Genomic DNA, 18,992 nt, shown 5'->3' with positions numbered 1-18,992 from the left:
AGGCTAGGAGAGGGTTGAGCTGATTACTGACGGCTGATAGCTGAAGAAGGAAGGAATAGATGCTCAACAATGACCAGCCGATAGTCAAAGTTGAACGTTTCGTGAAGCGCTACAAAAAGCATGTGGCGGTGGATGGTGTGGATCTTATGATCCAGAAAGGTGAGATCTACGGCCTGATCGGCCCGGACGGTGCCGGCAAGAGCAGTCTGATGAAGGCGATCGCGGGCGTCTTGACCTATGACGGTGGCGAAGTGGGGGTGTTCGGGACCCTGGTTGATTCTGAGCGCGCTGCTGAGCGAGTGAAGCCGCGAATTGGTTTCCTGCCACAAGGTCTTGGACTGAATTTGTATCCTGACCTCTCAGTCGAGGAGAACATCGATTTCTTTGCCAGACTCAGGCTGGTATCTGAGCACGAATTGGCCGAGCGGAAGGCCCGACTTCTCGCCATAACGAGGCTCGACAAATTTCGAAATCGAGCCATGAAGAATCTGTCCGGCGGAATGAAACAGAAGCTCGGGCTGATCTGCACTCTCATTCACGAGCCGGAACTCGCGATTTTGGACGAGCCGACGACAGGAGTCGATCCGGTGTCGCGCCGTGACTTCTGGGCGATCCTGGCAGATCTCATTCACGCAAAAGGCATGACCGCTCTTGTCTCGACTGCCTATATGGATGAGGCCGCGCGGTTTCATCGCTTGTCATTTCTCTCTCATGGGATGGTCTTGGCTGCAGGAACCCCAGCGGAAGTGCAGACGAAGGTTCCCGGATCGATCTTGACGTTCGAAACGGATCGTCAGATGGAAGCAGTCGCCAGGCTGAAGCCGAAATACAGGCAGGTTGAGCCGTTGGGTTCCAAGCTGCATGTGTTCACAGAGGAGACCGACCATGCCCAAGCGGTGAAGAGTCTCGAGGCGAGCCTTGGTGATATAAAGCCGGAAGAGATGCATGTGAGCGAGCCGGAGCTGGAAGATGTGTTCGTGGCGCTGTTGCTCCGGCAGGCCACGGAACAGGAAATTCCCACATTACCAGCGACGCCGGGCCAGCTCCCGAACTCGGGACTTGCCATCGAAGCAAGGGAACTCGTTCGTGACTTTGGACGATTTCGCGCGGTGGATCGCGTCAGCTTTCAGGTCAAGCCCGGAGAAATCTTTGGACTGCTCGGCGCAAACGGTGCGGGAAAAACGACTGTGATCAAGATGCTGAACGGTATCATGCCCCCGACTGAAGGAGAAGGATGGGTAGCCGGGGCCGATATGAAAACCGCGGGAGAGACGATCAAGGAACGGATCGGCTACATGTCCCAAGCTTTTTCGCTGTACCTGGACCTGACTGTGGAGGAGAACATCCGGCTCTTTGCCGGAATCTATGGGCTCGATCGTAGAGCGACCAATGGACGGTTGGCATGGATTGTGTCGATGGCGGGATTGAAAGGATATGAATCGAGTCTGACCGGTCGATTGCCGATGGGTGTTCGCCAACGACTGGCGTTGGGCTGTGCATTGGTTCACCGACCACGCGTGCTCTTTCTCGACGAACCGACATCCGGCGTCGATCCGATCGGACGCCGTCAATTTTGGGACATTCTGTCACGCCTGGCTCGCGAGGAGGGTGTGGCGATTCTGATTACCACTCACTATATGAGCGAAGCCGAGCATTGCGACCACCTCGCGTTGATGTATGCGGGCCGCATCGTGGCTGAAGGATCTCCTGCCTCTATGAAAGACCAGGTTGCGCGTGAGGCAGGTCGTCTCCTCGAAGTCACCACGGATCGACCAGGCGACGCCCTCCGACGACTCACGCAGGAGGGTTTCCTTGGGGCTGCTCTGTTTGGAACCAGGATTCATCTGCTGTCGCAGGATCCCTCTCACGACGAAGTTCGGCTCCGGGAAACGCTCTCCTCCTCGGCTGTTCATGTTCAGACCATCGCGGTGCGTCCACTGAGTCTGGAAGACGTTTTTGTCCATCGCGTCATGGAACTCGAGCGACAGGAACGACAGGCAGCCAAAGAGGTGGCTGCATGAACCTCGGGCGTATCGCAACCGTTGCGTGGAAGGAATGGCGTGAGACCATTCGGGACCGGATCTTTGTTCTTCTCGCTTTCTTCCTGCCAATCTTATGGATGCTCGTCTTCGGCTATGGGCTTGTGCAGGATGTTGAGAATATCCCGTTCGCCGTGGTCGATCGCGATCATAGTGCCCTGAGCCGTGATTTTCTGTCTCGTTTTACCGAGTCGCGTTACTTTAGTTTTCGGGGCTATATCCCGAGTGAGAATGAGGCCGGTGCCCTGCTCCAGAGTGGCAGGATCAGGGTCGCCATCATCGTCCCTGAGAAATTCGAAGAATGGTTGCTCAGGGGCCAATCGGTCGGGATTCAGACGCTTATTGATGGGACGTTTCCGCTCCGGACGGATATCGTCAAAGGCTATGTCATCGCCATCAATGGCGCCTTCAGCGAAGAGCGACTGGTCGACTATATCTCCCGCCGGAATGGGATTTCGGTTGAACAGGCCGAGGACCAGGTGCGGCCCATCAGGCTGGAGGTACGATATCTGTATAACGAAGAAGTTCGGAGCACCTGGTCAATGGTGCCGGCGCTCATCATGTTTACCTTGATGGTCTCGTCCCCCTTGATGACTGCGCTGGGGGTCGTCCGAGAGAAAGAAACGGGTTCCATTTACAATATTTACAGCTCAACCGTCACCCGATTCGAATTTCTCGCTGGCAAGCTACTCCCTTATGTGGCGATCTCCTCGGTGAATGCCGGGGTCCTATGGATCATCGCCACTCAATGGTTCGAAGTGCCGTTTAAGGGCAGCGTGCCATTCTTTCTCGCCGCCTCGTTGGTGTTTGTCCTCAGCAGTACCGGTATCGGCCTGCTCGTGTCTCTCCTGGTGCGCACTCAGATAGCCGCCCTGATCGTCACAATGATTGTGAGTATTATCCCGACAGTCCTGTATTCCGGCCTGATCGTTCCCGTCTCCTCCCTTAGTTCCGGCTCACAGATCCAGGCCCATCTGTTTCCAGGGATGTACTACACCAACATCGTCCGCGGAGCGTTTCTCAAAGGGGTAGGTCTCGAGGTGCTTTGGATGGACGTGTTGGCCCTGGCTGTGTACGCCGCCATTTTGCGGATCGCGGGGCATCAGCTCTTTACAAAGAGACCGCGATCATGAAGTCTGTGTTGGAAACCCGGTCACAACGCGCCATCGTGTGGTGGCGTCGTTTGCTCGTGATGACTCGAAAAGAGATGCTTCAGTTGTCCCGAGATATCCCGATCGGGGTGCTCCTCGTGTACTCTTTCACGCTGGCCGTATACCTCACTGGCAACGGCATCCGGTCACAACTGCAGAATGCCACCCTTCTGGTGCGGGATGCCGACCACAGCTTCTCGTCGCGCGAACTCATTCACAAGTTCCAGGCCCCCTTCTTCCGTCTGGAAGGTGAGATCGCTGATCCTCAAGAAGGTCTTCGCTGGCTGGACCAGGGCAAGGCGATGGCGGTCTTGGAGATCCCACCGCGGTTTCATGAGCAGCTCGGGAGAGGTGAGCCCACGGCAGTGCAGCTGTTAGTCGACACGACCAACTCGCCGCAAGGTCTCTCCGCTGCGAGCTATGCTGCGCGCATCGTCGCACAGTTCGGACAGGAAACCGCGCTGGTGCGAGTCGCGGACACAGAGGAGTCGTCACAGAATCTTCCGGTGATCATGAGCGAACATCGAGTCTGGTACAATCCGGACCAGAAGGACACCTGGTTCGAGTCTATCTCGCATCTCCTCCGCCAGATCACGATCTTTGCGATTCTGCTTCCCGCGGCCGCTATGGTTCGCGAAAAGGAACGGGGTACTGTAGAGCAACTCCTGGTCTCTCCGTTGACGCCGTTTCAGATCATGTTACCAAAGGTTTTGGCCATGACGGTGGTGATCCTGTGTGCCACGGCGGTCGCGTTGTTCGGAGTGATGCGGCCTGCGTTCGGGGTGCCGATCAAAGGAAGCGTCGTGTTGTTCTTCGGCCTCACGGCCCTGTTCGTCTTTACCACTGCCGGCATGGGCTTGGCTGCCGCGACATTGACGAGGAATCAGGCGCAGGTGGGGATGATGACGTTGCTCGTGGTCGCTCCCATGTTGTTGCTGTCAGGCCTCGTGGCACCGATGGAAGCCATGCCGGCGTGGGCCCAGGACCTCATGATCTTGTCGCCGCTCCGATATTTCATCGAGATTGCACACGGCATTCTGTTGAAGGGGGTTGGTTTGAGCATCCTGTGGGACTCAGTCCTCGCGATGGCATTGCTCGGGAGCGGGCTGTTCGGATTCGGCATGTGGCAGTTCCGGCGACAGTTTGAGTAACGGAGTGTGGCCATGAACAAAAAAATTTCATTCTCCATCTGGTACATCTTCCTCGCGATCTGGGCGGTCATTCTCGTCCACGATTTTATTCATGCGGTCCAGAAGGTTGAGGAACTGCCGTACAGCGAATTCAAGGCGCTGGTTGCATCCGGCAAAGTGGCGGAAGTGTCAGTGACCGCTCAGAAAGTATCCGGCAAGCTAAAGCCGGAAGGGGAGACGAAGGAGGAGAAATTATTTACTTCTGTCCGGGTTGAAGATCCGGATCTGACGAGGGATCTGACGGCCCATGGCGTCAAGGTCACCGGCGTGATTGAGAGCACGTTTTTCCGCGATGTGCTGTCCTGGCTGCTGCCGGTCGTCGTGTTCATCGGGATCTGGTACTTTATCTTTCAACGGTTGGGCCAGGCCCAGGGTGGCTTCATGCGAGTGGGGCAGTCCAAGGCCAAGATCTATATGGAGAAGGACATCAAGGTAACCTTCGCCGACGTGGCTGGCGTGGACGAGGCGAAGGAGGAACTCCGCGAAGTCATCGAATTCTTGAAGACGCCCGAGAAGTTTACAAAACTCGGCGGAAAGATCCCCAAGGGAATCTTATTGGTCGGTCCACCGGGAACAGGAAAAACGCTACTGGCCCGGGCTGTGGCAGGCGAAGCCGCCGTGCCGTTTTTCAGCATCAGCGGGTCGGAATTCGTGGAGATGTTCGTGGGAGTCGGCGCGGCCCGAGTGCGGGATCTGTTCGAGCAGGCGAAGGGCAGAGCCCCTTGCATTATCTTTATCGATGAGCTGGACGCGTTGGGCAAAGCGCGTGGGATGGGGCCGATGGCTCACGAAGAGCGGGAGCAGACGTTGAATCAATTGCTGGTGGAAATGGACGGATTCGATCCCCGCACCGGCGTGATCCTCATGGCCGCTACCAATCGACCTGAAATTTTGGACCCGGCGCTGTTACGGGCTGGCCGGTTCGATCGACACGTGCTCGTTGATCGTCCGGACAAGATCGGTCGTCTGGCCATTCTGCGGGTTCATGCCAAGCAAGTCACGCTCGCGTCGGACACCGATCTGGAGACCATCGCAGCGATGACACCTGGGTTCTCCGGCGCCGATCTCGCGAACGTCATCAACGAGGCTGCGCTGTTGGCGGTCCGGCGGGGAAGAGACCAAGTGGGGCTGTCCGAATTACAAGAGGCGGTCGAGCGCGTGATCGCCGGTCTGGAGAAGAAGAATCGTGTCCTGAACAAGATGGAGAAGGAACGGGTCGCCTACCATGAGACCGGCCACGCGATCGTGGCCTTGTCACTCCCGGGAGCCGATACGGTACAGAAGATTTCGATCATTCCTCGTGGGATCGCCGCGCTCGGGTACACCCTCCAACTGCCGACGGAGGATCGATTTCTCATGACGAAAACCGAACTGGAACAGAAGATCGCAGTGCTGCTCGGCGGACGGATCGCCGAGGAGTTGATCTTCGGCGAGGCGTCCACCGGCGCGCAGAACGATCTCGTGAAGGCCACCGACATTGCGAAGAGTATGGTGAAGGCCTATGGAATGAGCGAGAAGCTCGGCATGATCACCCTGGAGCGTGAACGCCAGCCAGCGTTCATGCAGATTCAGGTGCCTTCGGAGAAAGGTGACTACTCCGAGGAGACCGCCCGTGAAATTGATTGTGAAATCCGTCGCATCATTGAAGACCAATACGAACACGTCAAGCGCCTCTTGGCTGAAAAGAAGAATGCGCTCATTGAAGGAGCAAAGGTGCTGCTCGAACGAGAGGTAATCACCGGCGGCGACCTCAAGGCCATCCTGGAAAAATACTAGCTCCTGGGTGGTTCTCCATGTGTTCAGGGTTGCGTGTGTGCGCCGGGTGCGTTAAGACCGGCTCAAAAGTTCGATGAAGTCGTCGTTTAAAACCGGTTTGAGTTTTGGTCTTACCTCCGGCGTGATTACGACGTTGGGGTTGATGGTAGGACTCCACTCGGGTACTCACTCGCGAGCCGTGGTGATCGGCGGTATTCTGACAATCGCGATTGCTGATGCCATGTCGGATGCCTTGGGTATGCACATTGCGGAGGAGTCAAAGAATAGCGGTTCCACCAGCGAGATTTGGGAATCGACCATCGCAACCTTCGTCGCCAAACTGATCATCGCGCTGACGTTCGTGTTTCCGGTGTTCTTTCTCCCGCTTTCAACGGCGATTATCATGAATGTCGCATGGGGGCTCTTGCTCCTGGCGATCCTCAGCTTCGCCCTTGCCCGTGCCCAGAACATCGCCCCATGGAAGGTAATCGGTGAGCATGTGGTAATCGGTATTGCCGTCGTGGGGATAACCCACGCTCTGGGAGACTGGATTCGAGCGACGCTGACTTGAGAAAGACCTCATGGACCAGGCGAGACCCACGCGCAATCCCCTTGTTGCGTACCTGTCGATGGAAATCGGGTTGGATCCTGCCATGCCGACCTATGCAGGAGGACTGGGCGTGCTCGCCGGCGACACGATCCGGTCCGCCGCAGATTTGGACATCCCGATGGTGGCTGTCTCACTGGTCCACCGGCGTGGCTATTTCTATCAGCGTCTCGATACACAAGGCTGGCAGACCGAAGAGCCGGTTGCCTGGCCGATCAATGATTTTTTGAAGCCGGTGGATCATCGTGTGACAGTGGAGATTGAAGATCGTCTTGTGCAGGTCCGGGCCTGGACCTGCCGCGTCAAGGGTGAGTCTGGAGGCGATGTGCCCGTGTATTTCCTCGACACGGACGTGAGCGACAATCAATCGTGGGATCGGACATTGACGGACGTGTTGTATGGGGGAGACGATCATTATCGACTCTGTCAGGAGGTGGTCCTGGGATTTGGCGGTTATCGCCTGCTCAAGGCGCTGGGATACGCCGATGTACGACGGTTTCATCTGAATGAAGGGCATGCCGCCTTGCTCGTGCTGGCATTGCTGGAAGACATGCTGGCATCTCGTGCCCAGGGTGACGTGGTTCCAAGCGATCTCATCGAGGCGGCGCGCGAACGATGTGTCTTCACCACCCATACGCCGGTACCGACCGGACACGACCAATTTCCCGATGACCTGGCCCGCCGTGTGCTTGGCCCGCGCCGCTGTGGCTGGCTCCAGGCCTGTGGGCAGGATAATCAACTCAACATGACCAAGCTTGCGTTGCGTGGTTCCCGCTACGTCAACGGAGTAGCGATGAAGCACGGCGAGGTGTCGCACAACCATTTCCCCGGCTATCCGATTCACTCCATCACCAATGGTGTCCATGTAGCGACATGGGCAGCCCCCTCGTTTCAACACCTTTACGATCGACATCTTCCGGATTGGCGCCGCGATCAACTCTCGCTCCGCTATGCCATCAGTATTCCTGCGTCGGAGATCTGGGAGGCTCATCTCGAAGCGAAAGGCGCCTTGATCGAGTATGTAAATCGAGAAACAAATGCGGGGTTCGAGCACGACGTCCTGACCATCGGCTTCGCGCGACGGGCAACCGCCTATAAGCGCGTGGATCTGATTGTCCGGGATGTCGAACGACTCAAGGCCATCGCCCAACGGATTGGGCGGTTCCAACTCGTGTTCGCCGGGAAGGCCCATCCGCGCGATCAGGTCGGCAAGCAACTGGTCCATCATATTGTTGAGATCAGCGCTGCGCTCCGGGGCTTCATCCCCGTGTCCTACCTCAGCAACTATGACATGAGCCTGGCCAAGCTGTTGTGTTCCGGTGTCGATGTATGGCTCAACACGCCGCTTCCTCCGATGGAGGCGTCGGGAACCAGCGGGATGAAGGCAGCGATGAACGGAGTTCCGAGCCTCAGTGTACTCGACGGCTGGTGGATTGAGGGTCACGTAGAAGACATAACCGGCTGGTCGATCGGTGACCGAGTCGACTCGTCCGAATCGAGTGGTGACCTGGATACCAAACACGCGGCGGAACTCTATCGAAAACTCGAACAGAAGGTTGTCCCGTGTTTTTATCAGGGCCGCGAGCGCTTCATGGAGATCATGCGCCATACGATCGCGTTGAACGGCGCATTCTTCAATTCTCAGCGCATGCTGGCACAGTACCTGCACAATGCCTACCGACTGGTTGGTGAATATCTGCGGCTCGGCTGAGTTCGGAGAGGGAACCGATGACCGATCGTGAAGCTCAGGCGGAGTCGAATCTCGACCAGACGTACCACCATCTCCTGACGCTCTGGACGTCCGGTGTGCGGGATTATCACTCAATGCTGTCCGATTACTTGACGGCCAACTCGATTTTTGTCGCCGTCATCGGGCTACTCGTCTCACGGGAATCATTGGCGCTGCCGTTCACGCTCCTGATCCTGCTCCTCTGCATCTTCGGGATTCTCTTGTCACTCCAAATGGCGATCGTGCTCGGCCGTTTTTCGGGCCAGAATGCCCTATGGGAATGGGAACTTCGAGGAATAGAACGACGCCCGGGCTGGCGTGCACAAAAACTTTTAATGAGCCTCCATCAACTGCATGAAACCAGGCAGGCTATTGAAGATCCAGGCAACGAGCCTCCGGTATTTCAACCGAACTGGGCTTTCCGCCAACATCGGCAATGGTGGGGGCATCGGGCTGTCAGCTTCCCATGGTTCTTCGGATCGGTGTATGGCTTGTTCCTGATCTGGACGCTGACCCAGCTATTTCGGCAAATGGCGAATAGCCCATAGGGAACGATAAAGAAGAAAATCTCATCTGTGGCATCTTGCATCAGTCGTAGTTTTTCGGCTGGGGTCTTTCTCGCCACCTTTCATCTGCTCTCTCCTCATCTGGTGTGGTCATGGCTTCTAACCGATTGGTGTAGTTGATGTTCTTTCACCTTTCCTTCTGCCTGACCGTGGCATATCGCTCGCAACTGCTGCCAATGAGGTTCAGCCAGGGAGGTCTTCAATAATGCGACGCACGATGGTTCTTATCTGTGTGGTGTTTGGAATGGCGGGTCTTGGGTTTGCCGGAGGACCAGGGTTGAAGGACCTCCCCGTCTCTGCAAAAGAGCGAGATGCGGTGAGCGGCCGGGAAATCTATGCCAATACCTGCATCCGTTGCCATGGGATCGATGGAAAGGGCGCAATGGGTATCAAACTCACCCCGCCTCCGGCTGACCTCACGTCGGATGGTGTACAGAACCGACTGGATGCCAGTCTCTTCAAGCGCATTCACGATGGCAAAGCGAACACGGCTATGGGGGCTTGGAAATACTCCCTGTCGGACGATGAGATTTGGGATGTGCTGGCCTACATCAGGACCTTGAAAGAACATTAGCTGTCGACCGTGAGCGTTCAGCTGTTAGCACAAGCCTGTGATGTAGATGAGCGGAGCCGACGACTCGAAAAAGCTGAATCCATTGCTCTGGCGATGAATCATATTTATCAGACGACAGATTTCTAACCAGGAGGCTGATGGCTGAAAGCCGTAGGCTGATAGCATCACATCGAAGGAGGAAACGCCATGAAATGCAACGTTGGAGGAATTGAGCGGCCGATTCGGATCGTGTTGGGAATCGTACTCCTGGGGGTCGGGGCGTTCGTGGGATTGCCGGTCGTGGCGAGGACTGTACTACTCGTGGTCGGGACGATCGCCTTGGTCACCGGAGCGATCGGTTATTGTCCTGCTTGGGCCTTGTTGGGCTTCAATACCTGCCCAACGAATACCCTGCGCAAGGTCTAAGGGAGGATTGCAAGTATGAACGGAGCTGGCCTGATCGTTGCCGCTGGGATCAGCCTGGTCGGGCTCTCCGCCTGCCATCCACCCCCACCGCCGGAGCCTGTGGTAACGCAACAGGCGGTAGTTGAAATGGTAGAAGCGGATTTCCTTGCCAGCGCCGGGCCTCCTGCGCAACACGTGACATAAGGCGGAGAAACAGTCTTCCTCTGTGGGCAGCACGTGGGGGCCCGTGATCGAACTTGTGCCGGATCGAAGGGAATCATCAGCGACGTCATTTACGGATGCGAAGCGGATACCACTGTGTAGGCAGGCAAGGTGACCAACGTGCAGCATCGTCTCTATCCCGAGGGCAGAGGCCTACGTTCATTGCGACGCCATCGTGAGTAATTGTGTTCCGTGACGAAAGGCTCAAGAATGAACCGTCTCACAGGGATCCTGGTCTTCACGCTCGCAGTACTTCTCAATGGCTGTGTGGACTCACAGAATGCCTCCCGGCGCGAGGAATTTCCCGCGAGACGGACTTCGTCATCGCTCGATGCGATCTTTTCCCCGCCTTCTCCTGAAACCATTCCCGGCGATCAGCGAGGAGAGCAGATTCGCCTCGGGTATCAGATCGTCGTCCATACGCAGGACTATGCTGCGGCATATGTGGGAAATAAATTGAACTGCACGAATTGTCATCTGGACGCGGGCTTGGACCCGAATGCGGCGTCGTTCGTGGGGCTCAGTCGCGTCTATCCTGAATACCGGGCTCGCGTTGCCCGTGTCATGACCTTGGCCGACCGAGTGAATGAATGTTTTGAGCGGAATTTGAACGGAAAGCCGCTCCCCCCGGATAGTTCAAAACTCCAAGCGGTCGTCGCCTACATCGATTGGTTATCTGAGAATGTTCCGGTTGGAAGCGTAATCCAGTGGCGGGGAGTACCGCGGATTCAAACGGCGCGATCGCCTGATCCCGTCAACGGAAAGAAGGTGTTCGGTACTCGCTGTGTATTCTGCCACGGAGCGGATGGGGAGGGGACGATGATCGCGCCACCGGTGTGGGGAACAAAATCCTATACCATTGCGTCAGAGATGGCGCGTAACAGCGTGGCCGCCTCGTTCATCAAAGCGAATATGCCGCGCACGAGAGGATGGGCGCTCTCCGACGACGAAGCCTACGATGTCGCCGCATATATCAATAGCCAGCCTCGGCCGGATCGCAGCGAGAAGGTTCAGGACTGGCCGCAGGGAGGAAGGCCCCAGGATGCGCCCTATTGAAAATGGTGATGGGGCATCGCCATCGGGTGTCCAAGCAGAGGGAGATGTCATGACGATCCATGTGGCTTTCCATAGCGGAACACGGTATGACGTGACCAGTGGACGCCACAAAGTGGTGACCGATCAACCGGTGGTTGACGGCGGTCAGGATGCCGGAATGAGTCCGGTCGAACTCTTTGTCGGCTCCATCGCAAGCTGCGTCGGCTATTTCGTCGGGCGGTTCTGTGCACGGCATGGCATCCCCCGCGACGGCCTGTCGGTGGAAGCTGAGTGGGAGACGGCGGAGAATCCGCATCGGGTTGGGCGAATCACTCTCGCGATTCATCTCCCCCATCGGCTCACGCCGGACCAGAAGGAACGGTTGTTGAAAGTCGCACACGGTTGCACGGTTCATCAATCAATTGCGGTCGCGCCGACCGTCGCGATCCATTTAAATCCTCAGAACAATACGGTGACGCGTTCATGAACGCCACAGGATCTGCCGCACCAACGTCGCGCCGATCGATGCTCAAGACGCTGCTTCAAGGTCTCGGGCTTGGCTTGGTCATGCCGAACCTTCACCGTTCAGCCAATGCCGGCAACGAAAGCGCCGGGACGAGGGAGACCGCATCTCTCACCGTCAGGGTCACACATCCACTCGACGCCGAAACACCGGTTCGCGAGTTCACCTCATTTCTAACCCCGACTTCCCGTTTCTTCGTCCGGAGTCATTTCGGGCCGCCGCCGCCCGAGGCTATCTCCCAGGCCAATTGGAGATTACGGGTGGGTGGCTTGGTCGAGCAATCACGCGAGTTCACGCTGAAAGATTTACGTCACATGGAATCTGTAACCATCACGGCAGTGGTTCAATGTAGCGGTAACGGCCGTGCTCATCATCGTCCCAAAGTTCCAGGAGTGCAATGGGATCGCGGGGCCGTCGGGAATGCGCAATGGACTGGTGTGCGGTTACACGATGTGCTTGGGCAGGCAGGAATAAAGGAGCAGGCGCATCACGTGCAGTTCCTAGGAGCTGATCGACCGGTCGTCGACTCAGTGCCGCTGTTCGTCCGCAGCATCCCGCTTAACAAGGCGCTTCATCCGGACACGATTCTCGCCTACGAGATGAACGGGCGCCCCCTGCCGCTGTTGCATGGGGCGCCGCTCAGGGTGATCACGCCGGGGTGGATGGCGGATTCATGCACGAAGTGGTTGACCGATATTACGGTCCAGACGGAGGAGGCAAAGGGGTATTACATGCAAACTGCCTATCGCGTGCCGACAAGGCCTGTGGAACCCGGCACATCCTCGAGCGGACCATCGACACCGGTGGAAAAGATGATCGTGAAGTCACTTGTTGCTGCGCCGCAAGAGGGTGAAACCGTGAAGGCAGGTTCCATCACGATTCAAGGTGTGGCCTGGAGCGGTGAGGCGAAGGTGGTGAAGGTCGAGGTGTCGATCGACGAGGGAAAAACCTGGGAGCCGGCTCGCTTGGTCGGCGAGGATCAACCGTACGCCTGGAGACAATGGCAATTGATCTGGAACGCGAAGACAGCCGGAACGTTCCCTATTCTCTGTCGTGCGACCGATGAGCGCGGAGACGTGCAGCCGGCCACGAGTCCGTGGAATCCAAGCGGGTTTCTGTGGAATGGATGGGATCGAGTCACGGTAACGGTGACAGAAGCATGAACCGTCAGGCGTCAGGCATAAGGCGAGGGGGAGCTGTTCTCTTCATGATCAGCGCGCTTCTTGGTCTCGCCGTCATAACGTCGGCGGAAGAAGAGAACTTGGCTACGGTGAGCGTGTCGCTGGCGCCACGTGCGGAAGGATTGATCCTCGCTCGCTGTTCCGTCTGCCACAGCGCGGATCTCATCGTGCAACAGCGATTGCCGCTGGTGCGATGGGAAGCCACGGTCGAGAAAATGAGGCATTGGGGCGCAGAAATATCCAAGGATGAAGCCGAGTTGCTGGTGCGGTATCTGTCCGCCCGCTACCATCCGGGCGCCCCGGACCGAGTGCCGCCGCTCAACCATGAAATCGGGAAAACGGAGCCGCTCACGCAAGAGCCGGCTGCTGGAGGACGGATGGTCGGCGTGGCGGCAAGAGGTGCAGACATTTTTGCTCACAATTGCCAAGCCTGTCATGGGACCGGAGCCATGGGAGGTATGGGTCCGAAGCTGGCGAAGAATCCGATTCTTACGCAGGAGGATCTGTTTTGGGAAACCGTGTTGCATGGGCGGGGGCCAATGCCTGCTTGGGGGTCCGTCCTCAATCAGCAGGAAATTGCCGATATTCATGCCTGGTTATTATCACAATAACGCCTTGATGAGGGTGCTACAGATGAAGGAAGCCGTCATGAATGTGAGGAAAGGGGTAGTCATCGGAGGCGCGCTGCTGCTATTGGTGGGGGTGATCTCAGCTCCGCGTCTGTTGTTCGGGAGCGATCAGACCCGGGCGAAGGAATTGATTCAGCAGGCCTGCGTTCAGTGTCATCGATTGGAAGGCCAGGCAGAGTCACGCTTCAATCTTAGAGCGCCGGACCTGATCTGGGCAGGCAGTAAGTATCAACGGTCTTGGTTGATTCGGTGGCTGACCGGAAAAGAAGCGACTCTCTATGCCAAAGGGTATCGATGGGATCTCAGTGAAACGGCAGTCAAACATCCCGTCGTGGCGGATTCGGATGCAGAAGCCATTGCGGATTATTTCGAGAAGAACAACAAAGATCCCCGGGTGAAAGTCGGCGCGTTCGACGTCTCGAAGGTGACCAAGTTCGAGGCCGCGTTCGGCGGCGTGGCCTATAAAGCGCACGCCTGCCTTGGCTGTCACACAATCGAGGAAAATGGGAAGCTGATCGGCGGGCAGCAGAGTGCTGCCTTGCAGAATGCGGGCCAGCGGTACAACATGGACTGGCTCTACCGTTTTGGGCAGAACCCGCAGGACTTCATCATCCACACTGGTGAATTTCTGGCCGATGCGACGGATCCGCAATTGCGGGCTGTGATCGGATATCTTGCCGCGCAGGACGTGCCGGACTTCAAATATTACGAGCCCTGGACGGCGCCGGAGTTTGGCAAGGCCAGCGTCGGTCGGGGCAAGGTCATCTACAAAGAGTATTGTGCGCAGTGTCACGGGTTTACCGGCAAGGGTGACGGTCCGGCTGCGGCGACGCTGGAGCCGAAACCGGCGATCCATGCCAATATCAACTTCAGCGAGGTGCCGACGGAATATCTCTACAACATGATCAATTACGGCGGTGCAGCGATGGGGAAATCCGCGAACATGCCCTATTGGCGTTTGACCATCGACCAACAGGGAGTCGCCGATGTCATGGCGTATCTGAAAGCGACCTTCAAAGGACCACGTTAACGGTATGCCAAAGTGGGTCGTTGCAGAACGGGATGACAGAATCGCCTTTTACCGGGGAAACCGTAAGGCTGTGAGGGTGGCAGTGCGGGTGTTGGTCGCGACGTCGCTGTTCGTTGGTTTCGTTGTTGCTCCCGTACCGGCTGCCGAGCAACACATGATGCAGCCGCGGGTGCCGGCCGACAAGCTTGCAGAGGCGCGCACTCTCACGAGTCCGTTGCCAGACTCCCCCGACGTCGTCGAAAAAGGGAAGGTCCTCTATAACGGCAAAGGTACCTGCTTCAACTGCCACGGCAAGGACGGAATGGGAAACGGTCCGGCTGCGACCGGGCTCGACCCAGCCCCGAGAAACTTCCACCACCATGGATTCTGGCGGCATCGCACCGAAGGCGAAATCTTCTGGGTGATCAAGAACGGCTCGCCCGGCACCAGCATGATCGGATTCGTCGGCCAGCTCACGGATGAGGAAATTTGGGCCATCATCCAGTACGAGCGTAGCTTCGCAGGAGCGCAGGGACCGGGTCACGGGATGGGTCATAGGGGCCCTCATCGATCAGGTGGCATAGAACCAAGGAATGGAGGGTGTTGCGCCGGTCCGGACATCACTCCGTGAGCTAGTCGCACCCTTAATGCGGAACTCCACTGTCGCCTTTTGCACCAGGCTTCATTCTTGATCAGGCCTGGAATGCCCCAGAACTTTATTCTTCACCGCGAAGCCCTTCTCTAAGATCTCGTCAAATCTCAATAAATGCTCGCTTTGTCACTCCTGCTTTGTGGCATAGACCTCGCTTTTCAGCAACACGGGAATTATCCCAATCAAGGAGGATGAATCATGGAGAGTCAGGACGCCAAATGTTCAACACAGGCCATCGCCCTCGCGTTTCTCGGTGGTGCCATCGCCGGAGCGGTGGCCGGTATTCTTCTCGCGCCGAAATCGGGCGAGGAAACGCGCCGAGCGCTGAAGGGGTATGCCAGAAAGGCCGAGGACGAGGTCATCGAAAAGGCCAAGGAGGCTCGAGCCGCTCTCGATGAAATGATCGAACGAGGGAAACATTTTGTCGCGGAAAAACGAGCTGATGTCGACGCGGCCGTCATGGCCGGTAAACAGGCCATGAAAGAGAAGATGGATACGTGCTGTAGTTAATGAGGATGCACCGTGCTATCCATTCGCTTTCATGGCCGAGGCGGGCAGGGGGCGAAGACTGCCAGTCGGATTCTTGGAACCGCAGCTTTTCTGGAAGGATATCAGGCACAGGATTCTCCGATCTACGGGGCTGAGCGCCGGGGCGCGCCGATGTATGCGTTTACGCGGATTGCGAAAGAGCCGATTCGCGAGCGGGGATTCATCGTCAGTCCCGATCTAGTCGTGGTCGCAGATGCGTCGCTCATCCCAGATCCTGCCGCCCGCGTGTCGGAGGGTGTCGACGAAGGAACGGCCCTGTTCGTCAATTCTCCACTCAGTCCCAAACAAATACGGGCTCAGACCGCTCTTTACGGTCGTCTCTCGACATTGGACCTCAACCAGATGGCGCTTGAGCATTTTGGCAAGCGAGGAGCGATCAGCGCCTTGCTTGGAGCCATAGCCGGACGACTCGTCGGACTTCGTAGGGAATCAATCCAAGAGGCGATCGCGCGGGAATTGAGTGAGCTCGGTCTTGCCGCATCGGACATCGAGAGTAATCAAGCGGTAGGGCTTCGCTCCTATGAAGCAGTGCCGGTCATCTCTATTGACAGAAGTGCGCGCCAGCCTGCAGCTCTGGCGAAGCTATGGGCTCCGGCGTATGAATCACCGACGAGAGGAACCGCCAGTATTACGGCCGGACCTAATTCTGCTATCCGCTCGATGAGCGGGTGGCGGACATTCCGTCCGGTCTTGCGGCCGGACCTCTGCAATGGCTGCTGGCTCTGTTTTGCCAACTGTCCGGAAGGAGCAATTACGATCAAACCGGATGGCAAGCCCGCCATCTACTATCCGCACTGTAAAGGCTGTCTTGATTGCGTCGAAGTCTGTCCGACCGACGCAATGACCGTGGAACGGGAAACGAATGTAGGCTGAACGGTCTATTTGGTTTGTCTTGTTTCCTTGGTCTGAGGAACGAAATAAGCCAGACATCGAAAGAAACCGGACCAACGAAATGAACCAAATAAACCAAACAACCCAGACAAACTAGATGAACCAGACACACCAGATGATGACCGGCAATCTCGCAGCAGCCTGGGGAGCTCGTCTGTCCGACGTGGACTATGTCCCGGCGTTTCCGATCACTCCGCAAACGGAAATCGTCGAAGCTCTTTCCAAGTGGTGCGGGGACGGATCACTCAATGCCCGCTTCATCACGCTCGATTCGGAACATTCGATGATGACTGCGGCAGGAGCGGCGGCGGCAACTGGTGCGCGCGTGTTTACCGCGACGTCGAGCCAAGGCCTGCTTCACGCCTTCGAGGTGCTCTACACGGTGGTGGGATGGCGGGTGCCGTTCGTGCTGGTGAACGTGTCCCGCGCGCTGGCGTCGCCGATCACCCTGGAGCCGGACCACAATGACGTCCTGGCAGCGAGAGATTCCGGTTTTCTACAGATCCATGCTGAAACCTGTCAGGAAGTGGTGGACTCCATCATTATGGCGTACCGCATCGCTGAAGACCAGCGGGTCTGTCTGCCCGTCATGGTGAATCTGGACGGATTTTATCTTTCCTTCACGCGCGAGCCGGTCATCCTACCTGATCCACAGATGGTGCAGGCTTTCCTGCCGCCGTTCCGTCCGGCTCATCTGGGGTTCAAAGCGTCGGTCCCTCACGCGCTCGGGACGGCAGTGCTCGGCGGATCGACTTACAGTTACTTCCGTCACCAAATCCATCTCGCTTCAATGAACGCGCTTCAAGTGCATGAAGAGGCGGCTACGGACTTCGAACGGCTCTGTGGCCGTCGCTACGACCTGGTGGAAGGCTACCGTCTTGATGAGGCAGAGGATGTCCTCGTCATGACCAACGCCTTTGCGAGCAAAGGGAAGGCAGCGGTCGACGCGGCGAGGGGACAGGGCCGCCGTGTGGGATTGCTTCGGTTGCGTGTGATCCGTCCCTGGCCGACCACTGCGATCCAGCAGGCGCTGCAAGGCCGCCGGGCCGTGGCTGTGTTGGATCAAAATCTGTCACCGGGGCAGGGCGGTATTCTGTTTCAGGAGATTTCAGCCTGTCTTTACCACGAAGCCTTGCGGCCGAGAGCACTTTGTTCATTCATCGGGGGTCTGGGAGGAAAGAATCTGTCCGAGGGAGAATTCCAAGCGATCTTCGAACAAACAGCGGATGCCGGAGTCCGGGGGAAAGGGATCGGACCGGTGTTGCTCTATACCGAAAGCGAGCATCGAGAGATAGAACAGCTCCAGTACCTCGCGCACGAACTCAAAACTGGCAGGTGAGATGCAGCATGGCTTGGGAGCCACATATCTTCAAAGAGTTGCATCAGATTCCTCGAGAAGAGCATGTGTTTCCTGGCACACCGCTCTGCGCTGGCTGTGGAGGACTCGAATCGTTGCGGCTTGCGTCCAAGGTGCTCGGCAGCCGTGTCGTTTACGTCAATGCAGCAGGCTGCTTCACCAACCTGGCGGCCTTCCCTTTCACGCCGCTCGATGCGTCCTGGCTCTACACAACGATGGGATCAGCACCGGCCGGGGCACAGGGTGTTCGCGATGCTCTCGATGTGTTGATTGCCAAAGGGCGATTGCCGAAGGAAGAAGATGTCAAAGTGGTGGTGTTGGGCGGAGACGGATCGACCTACGACATGGCGCTTTCATCGACATCAGGGGCCATTAGCAGGAAGTTGGATTTTTATTATTTCTGTTACGACAACGAAGCCTACGGCAACACAGGGGTTCAGCTCAGCCCTGCCACCCCGTATGGTGCTAGAACCGCCACCTCACCCTGTGCGGTGCAACACCCCGCCGGCACCACTCAGGAAAAGAAAGACATTTTCGAAATCTGGCGTGCACATCAGCCTCCGTACATGGCGACTGTGTCGCCTCGTTTTCCACTCGACCTCGAAGAGAAATTTCTGCGCGCGGCGAGCTATCCCGGTCCCAAACTTTTCCTGGCGTTCGCGGCATGTCCGACAGGATGGGTATTTGATGCAGCCTATACTCCTGATGTGGCGAGATTGGCGGTGGAGTGCGGACTGTGGCCATTGAAAGAAGCGATTAATGGCAACGTGGTGCATACCTACATGCCTACACTCCAACCTGTCGAAGATTATCTCAAACTCCAAGGTCGGTTCCGCCATCTCTTCGAGCCGATCGTGCAGACGGAAGTCATCGTGCACATCCAGACTCGAATAAATACGTACTGGGACAGGGTAAAAAAAGCTGAACAGACGGCCTGACGGAGCTAACG

Annotated in this window: 20 protein-coding genes; all 20 read left to right on the top strand. The window is 57.1% G+C overall.

The features are described 5' to 3' along the window. Positions 1-59: 59 nt before the first annotated feature. Positions 60-2,021, top strand: a complete 1,962-nt coding sequence (locus VEI50_05475) for an ATP-binding cassette domain-containing protein (GenBank protein ID HXX74556.1) — start codon at positions 60-62, stop codon at positions 2,019-2,021. Beyond that, positions 2,018-3,172 carry an ABC transporter permease gene (locus VEI50_05470; GenBank protein HXX74555.1) on the top strand — a complete coding sequence of 385 codons (1,155 nt, stop codon included), beginning with the start codon at positions 2,018-2,020 and terminating at the stop codon, positions 3,170-3,172. Before VEI50_05475 ends, VEI50_05470 begins: the two co-directional genes overlap by 4 nt. Beyond that, positions 3,169-4,341, top strand: a complete 1,173-nt coding sequence (locus VEI50_05465) for an ABC transporter permease (protein ID HXX74554.1) — start codon at positions 3,169-3,171, stop codon at positions 4,339-4,341. The genes VEI50_05470 and VEI50_05465 overlap by 4 nt, the downstream gene beginning before the upstream one ends. 12 nt (positions 4,342-4,353) lie before the next feature. After that, on the top strand, positions 4,354-6,156 hold the full coding sequence (ftsH, locus tag VEI50_05460) for an ATP-dependent zinc metalloprotease FtsH (protein ID HXX74553.1): 1,803 nt from the start codon (positions 4,354-4,356) through the stop codon (positions 6,154-6,156). A 73-nt stretch (positions 6,157-6,229) separates the two neighbouring features. Continuing rightward, positions 6,230-6,706: a hypothetical protein gene (locus tag VEI50_05455; protein HXX74552.1), complete on the top strand. Its 477-nt coding sequence runs from the start codon at positions 6,230-6,232 to the stop codon at positions 6,704-6,706. Positions 6,707-6,716: 10 nt separating this feature from the next. Then, positions 6,717-8,453: an alpha-glucan family phosphorylase gene (glgP, locus tag VEI50_05450; protein ID HXX74551.1), complete on the top strand. Its 1,737-nt coding sequence runs from the start codon at positions 6,717-6,719 to the stop codon at positions 8,451-8,453. A gap of 17 nt (positions 8,454-8,470) precedes the next feature. Then, positions 8,471-9,019 (top strand): hypothetical protein, encoded by a 549-nt coding sequence (locus tag VEI50_05445; GenBank protein ID HXX74550.1) that lies wholly within the window; start codon positions 8,471-8,473, stop codon positions 9,017-9,019. A 223-nt stretch (positions 9,020-9,242) separates the two neighbouring features. Then, positions 9,243-9,611: a cytochrome c gene (locus VEI50_05440; protein HXX74549.1), complete on the top strand. Its 369-nt coding sequence runs from the start codon at positions 9,243-9,245 to the stop codon at positions 9,609-9,611. 186 nt (positions 9,612-9,797) lie between these two features. Next, complete coding sequence (locus VEI50_05435) at positions 9,798-10,016, top strand: DUF2892 domain-containing protein (GenBank protein ID HXX74548.1); 219 nt, start codon at positions 9,798-9,800, stop codon at positions 10,014-10,016. A 15-nt stretch (positions 10,017-10,031) separates the two neighbouring features. Then, the gene (locus VEI50_05430; GenBank protein HXX74547.1) at positions 10,032-10,199 is read left to right on the top strand and encodes a hypothetical protein; all 168 of its coding nucleotides are present in this window, start codon (positions 10,032-10,034) and stop codon (positions 10,197-10,199) included. 228 nt (positions 10,200-10,427) lie between these two features. Beyond that, positions 10,428-11,273, top strand: coding sequence for a c-type cytochrome (locus VEI50_05425; GenBank protein HXX74546.1), 846 nt, complete (start codon positions 10,428-10,430; stop codon positions 11,271-11,273). Next, complete coding sequence (locus VEI50_05420) at positions 11,260-11,739, top strand: OsmC family protein (GenBank protein HXX74545.1); 480 nt, start codon at positions 11,260-11,262, stop codon at positions 11,737-11,739. Before VEI50_05425 ends, VEI50_05420 begins: the two co-directional genes overlap by 14 nt. After that, the gene (locus VEI50_05415) at positions 11,736-12,938 is read left to right on the top strand and encodes a sulfite oxidase (protein ID HXX74544.1); all 1,203 of its coding nucleotides are present in this window, start codon (positions 11,736-11,738) and stop codon (positions 12,936-12,938) included. Before VEI50_05420 ends, VEI50_05415 begins: the two co-directional genes overlap by 4 nt. A gap of 44 nt (positions 12,939-12,982) precedes the next feature. Further along, on the top strand, positions 12,983-13,567 hold the full coding sequence (locus tag VEI50_05410; protein HXX74543.1) for a c-type cytochrome: 585 nt from the start codon (positions 12,983-12,985) through the stop codon (positions 13,565-13,567). A 22-nt stretch (positions 13,568-13,589) separates the two neighbouring features. Next, entirely contained in the window at positions 13,590-14,615 is a 1,026-nt protein-coding gene (locus VEI50_05405; protein ID HXX74542.1) for a cytochrome c, read from the top strand. A gap of 4 nt (positions 14,616-14,619) precedes the next feature. After that, positions 14,620-15,225: a c-type cytochrome gene (locus tag VEI50_05400; protein ID HXX74541.1), complete on the top strand. Its 606-nt coding sequence runs from the start codon at positions 14,620-14,622 to the stop codon at positions 15,223-15,225. A 219-nt stretch (positions 15,226-15,444) separates the two neighbouring features. Beyond that, positions 15,445-15,756, top strand: coding sequence for a YtxH domain-containing protein (locus VEI50_05395; protein ID HXX74540.1), 312 nt, complete (start codon positions 15,445-15,447; stop codon positions 15,754-15,756). 12 nt (positions 15,757-15,768) lie between these two features. Then, positions 15,769-16,668: a 2-oxoacid:acceptor oxidoreductase family protein gene (locus tag VEI50_05390; protein HXX74539.1), complete on the top strand. Its 900-nt coding sequence runs from the start codon at positions 15,769-15,771 to the stop codon at positions 16,666-16,668. Positions 16,669-16,783: 115 nt separating this feature from the next. Then, the gene (locus VEI50_05385; protein HXX74538.1) at positions 16,784-18,025 is read left to right on the top strand and encodes a pyruvate synthase; all 1,242 of its coding nucleotides are present in this window, start codon (positions 16,784-16,786) and stop codon (positions 18,023-18,025) included. Positions 18,026-18,033: 8 nt separating this feature from the next. Continuing rightward, the gene (locus VEI50_05380) at positions 18,034-18,981 is read left to right on the top strand and encodes a thiamine pyrophosphate-dependent enzyme (GenBank protein ID HXX74537.1); all 948 of its coding nucleotides are present in this window, start codon (positions 18,034-18,036) and stop codon (positions 18,979-18,981) included. The last annotated feature ends 11 nt before the right edge of the window (positions 18,982-18,992 follow it).

The organism is Nitrospiraceae bacterium (assembly GCA_035623075.1).
Taxonomy (GTDB): Bacteria; Nitrospirota; Nitrospiria; order Nitrospirales; family Nitrospiraceae; genus DASPUC01.
This window is presented reverse-complemented; position numbering and strand designations above follow the sequence as displayed.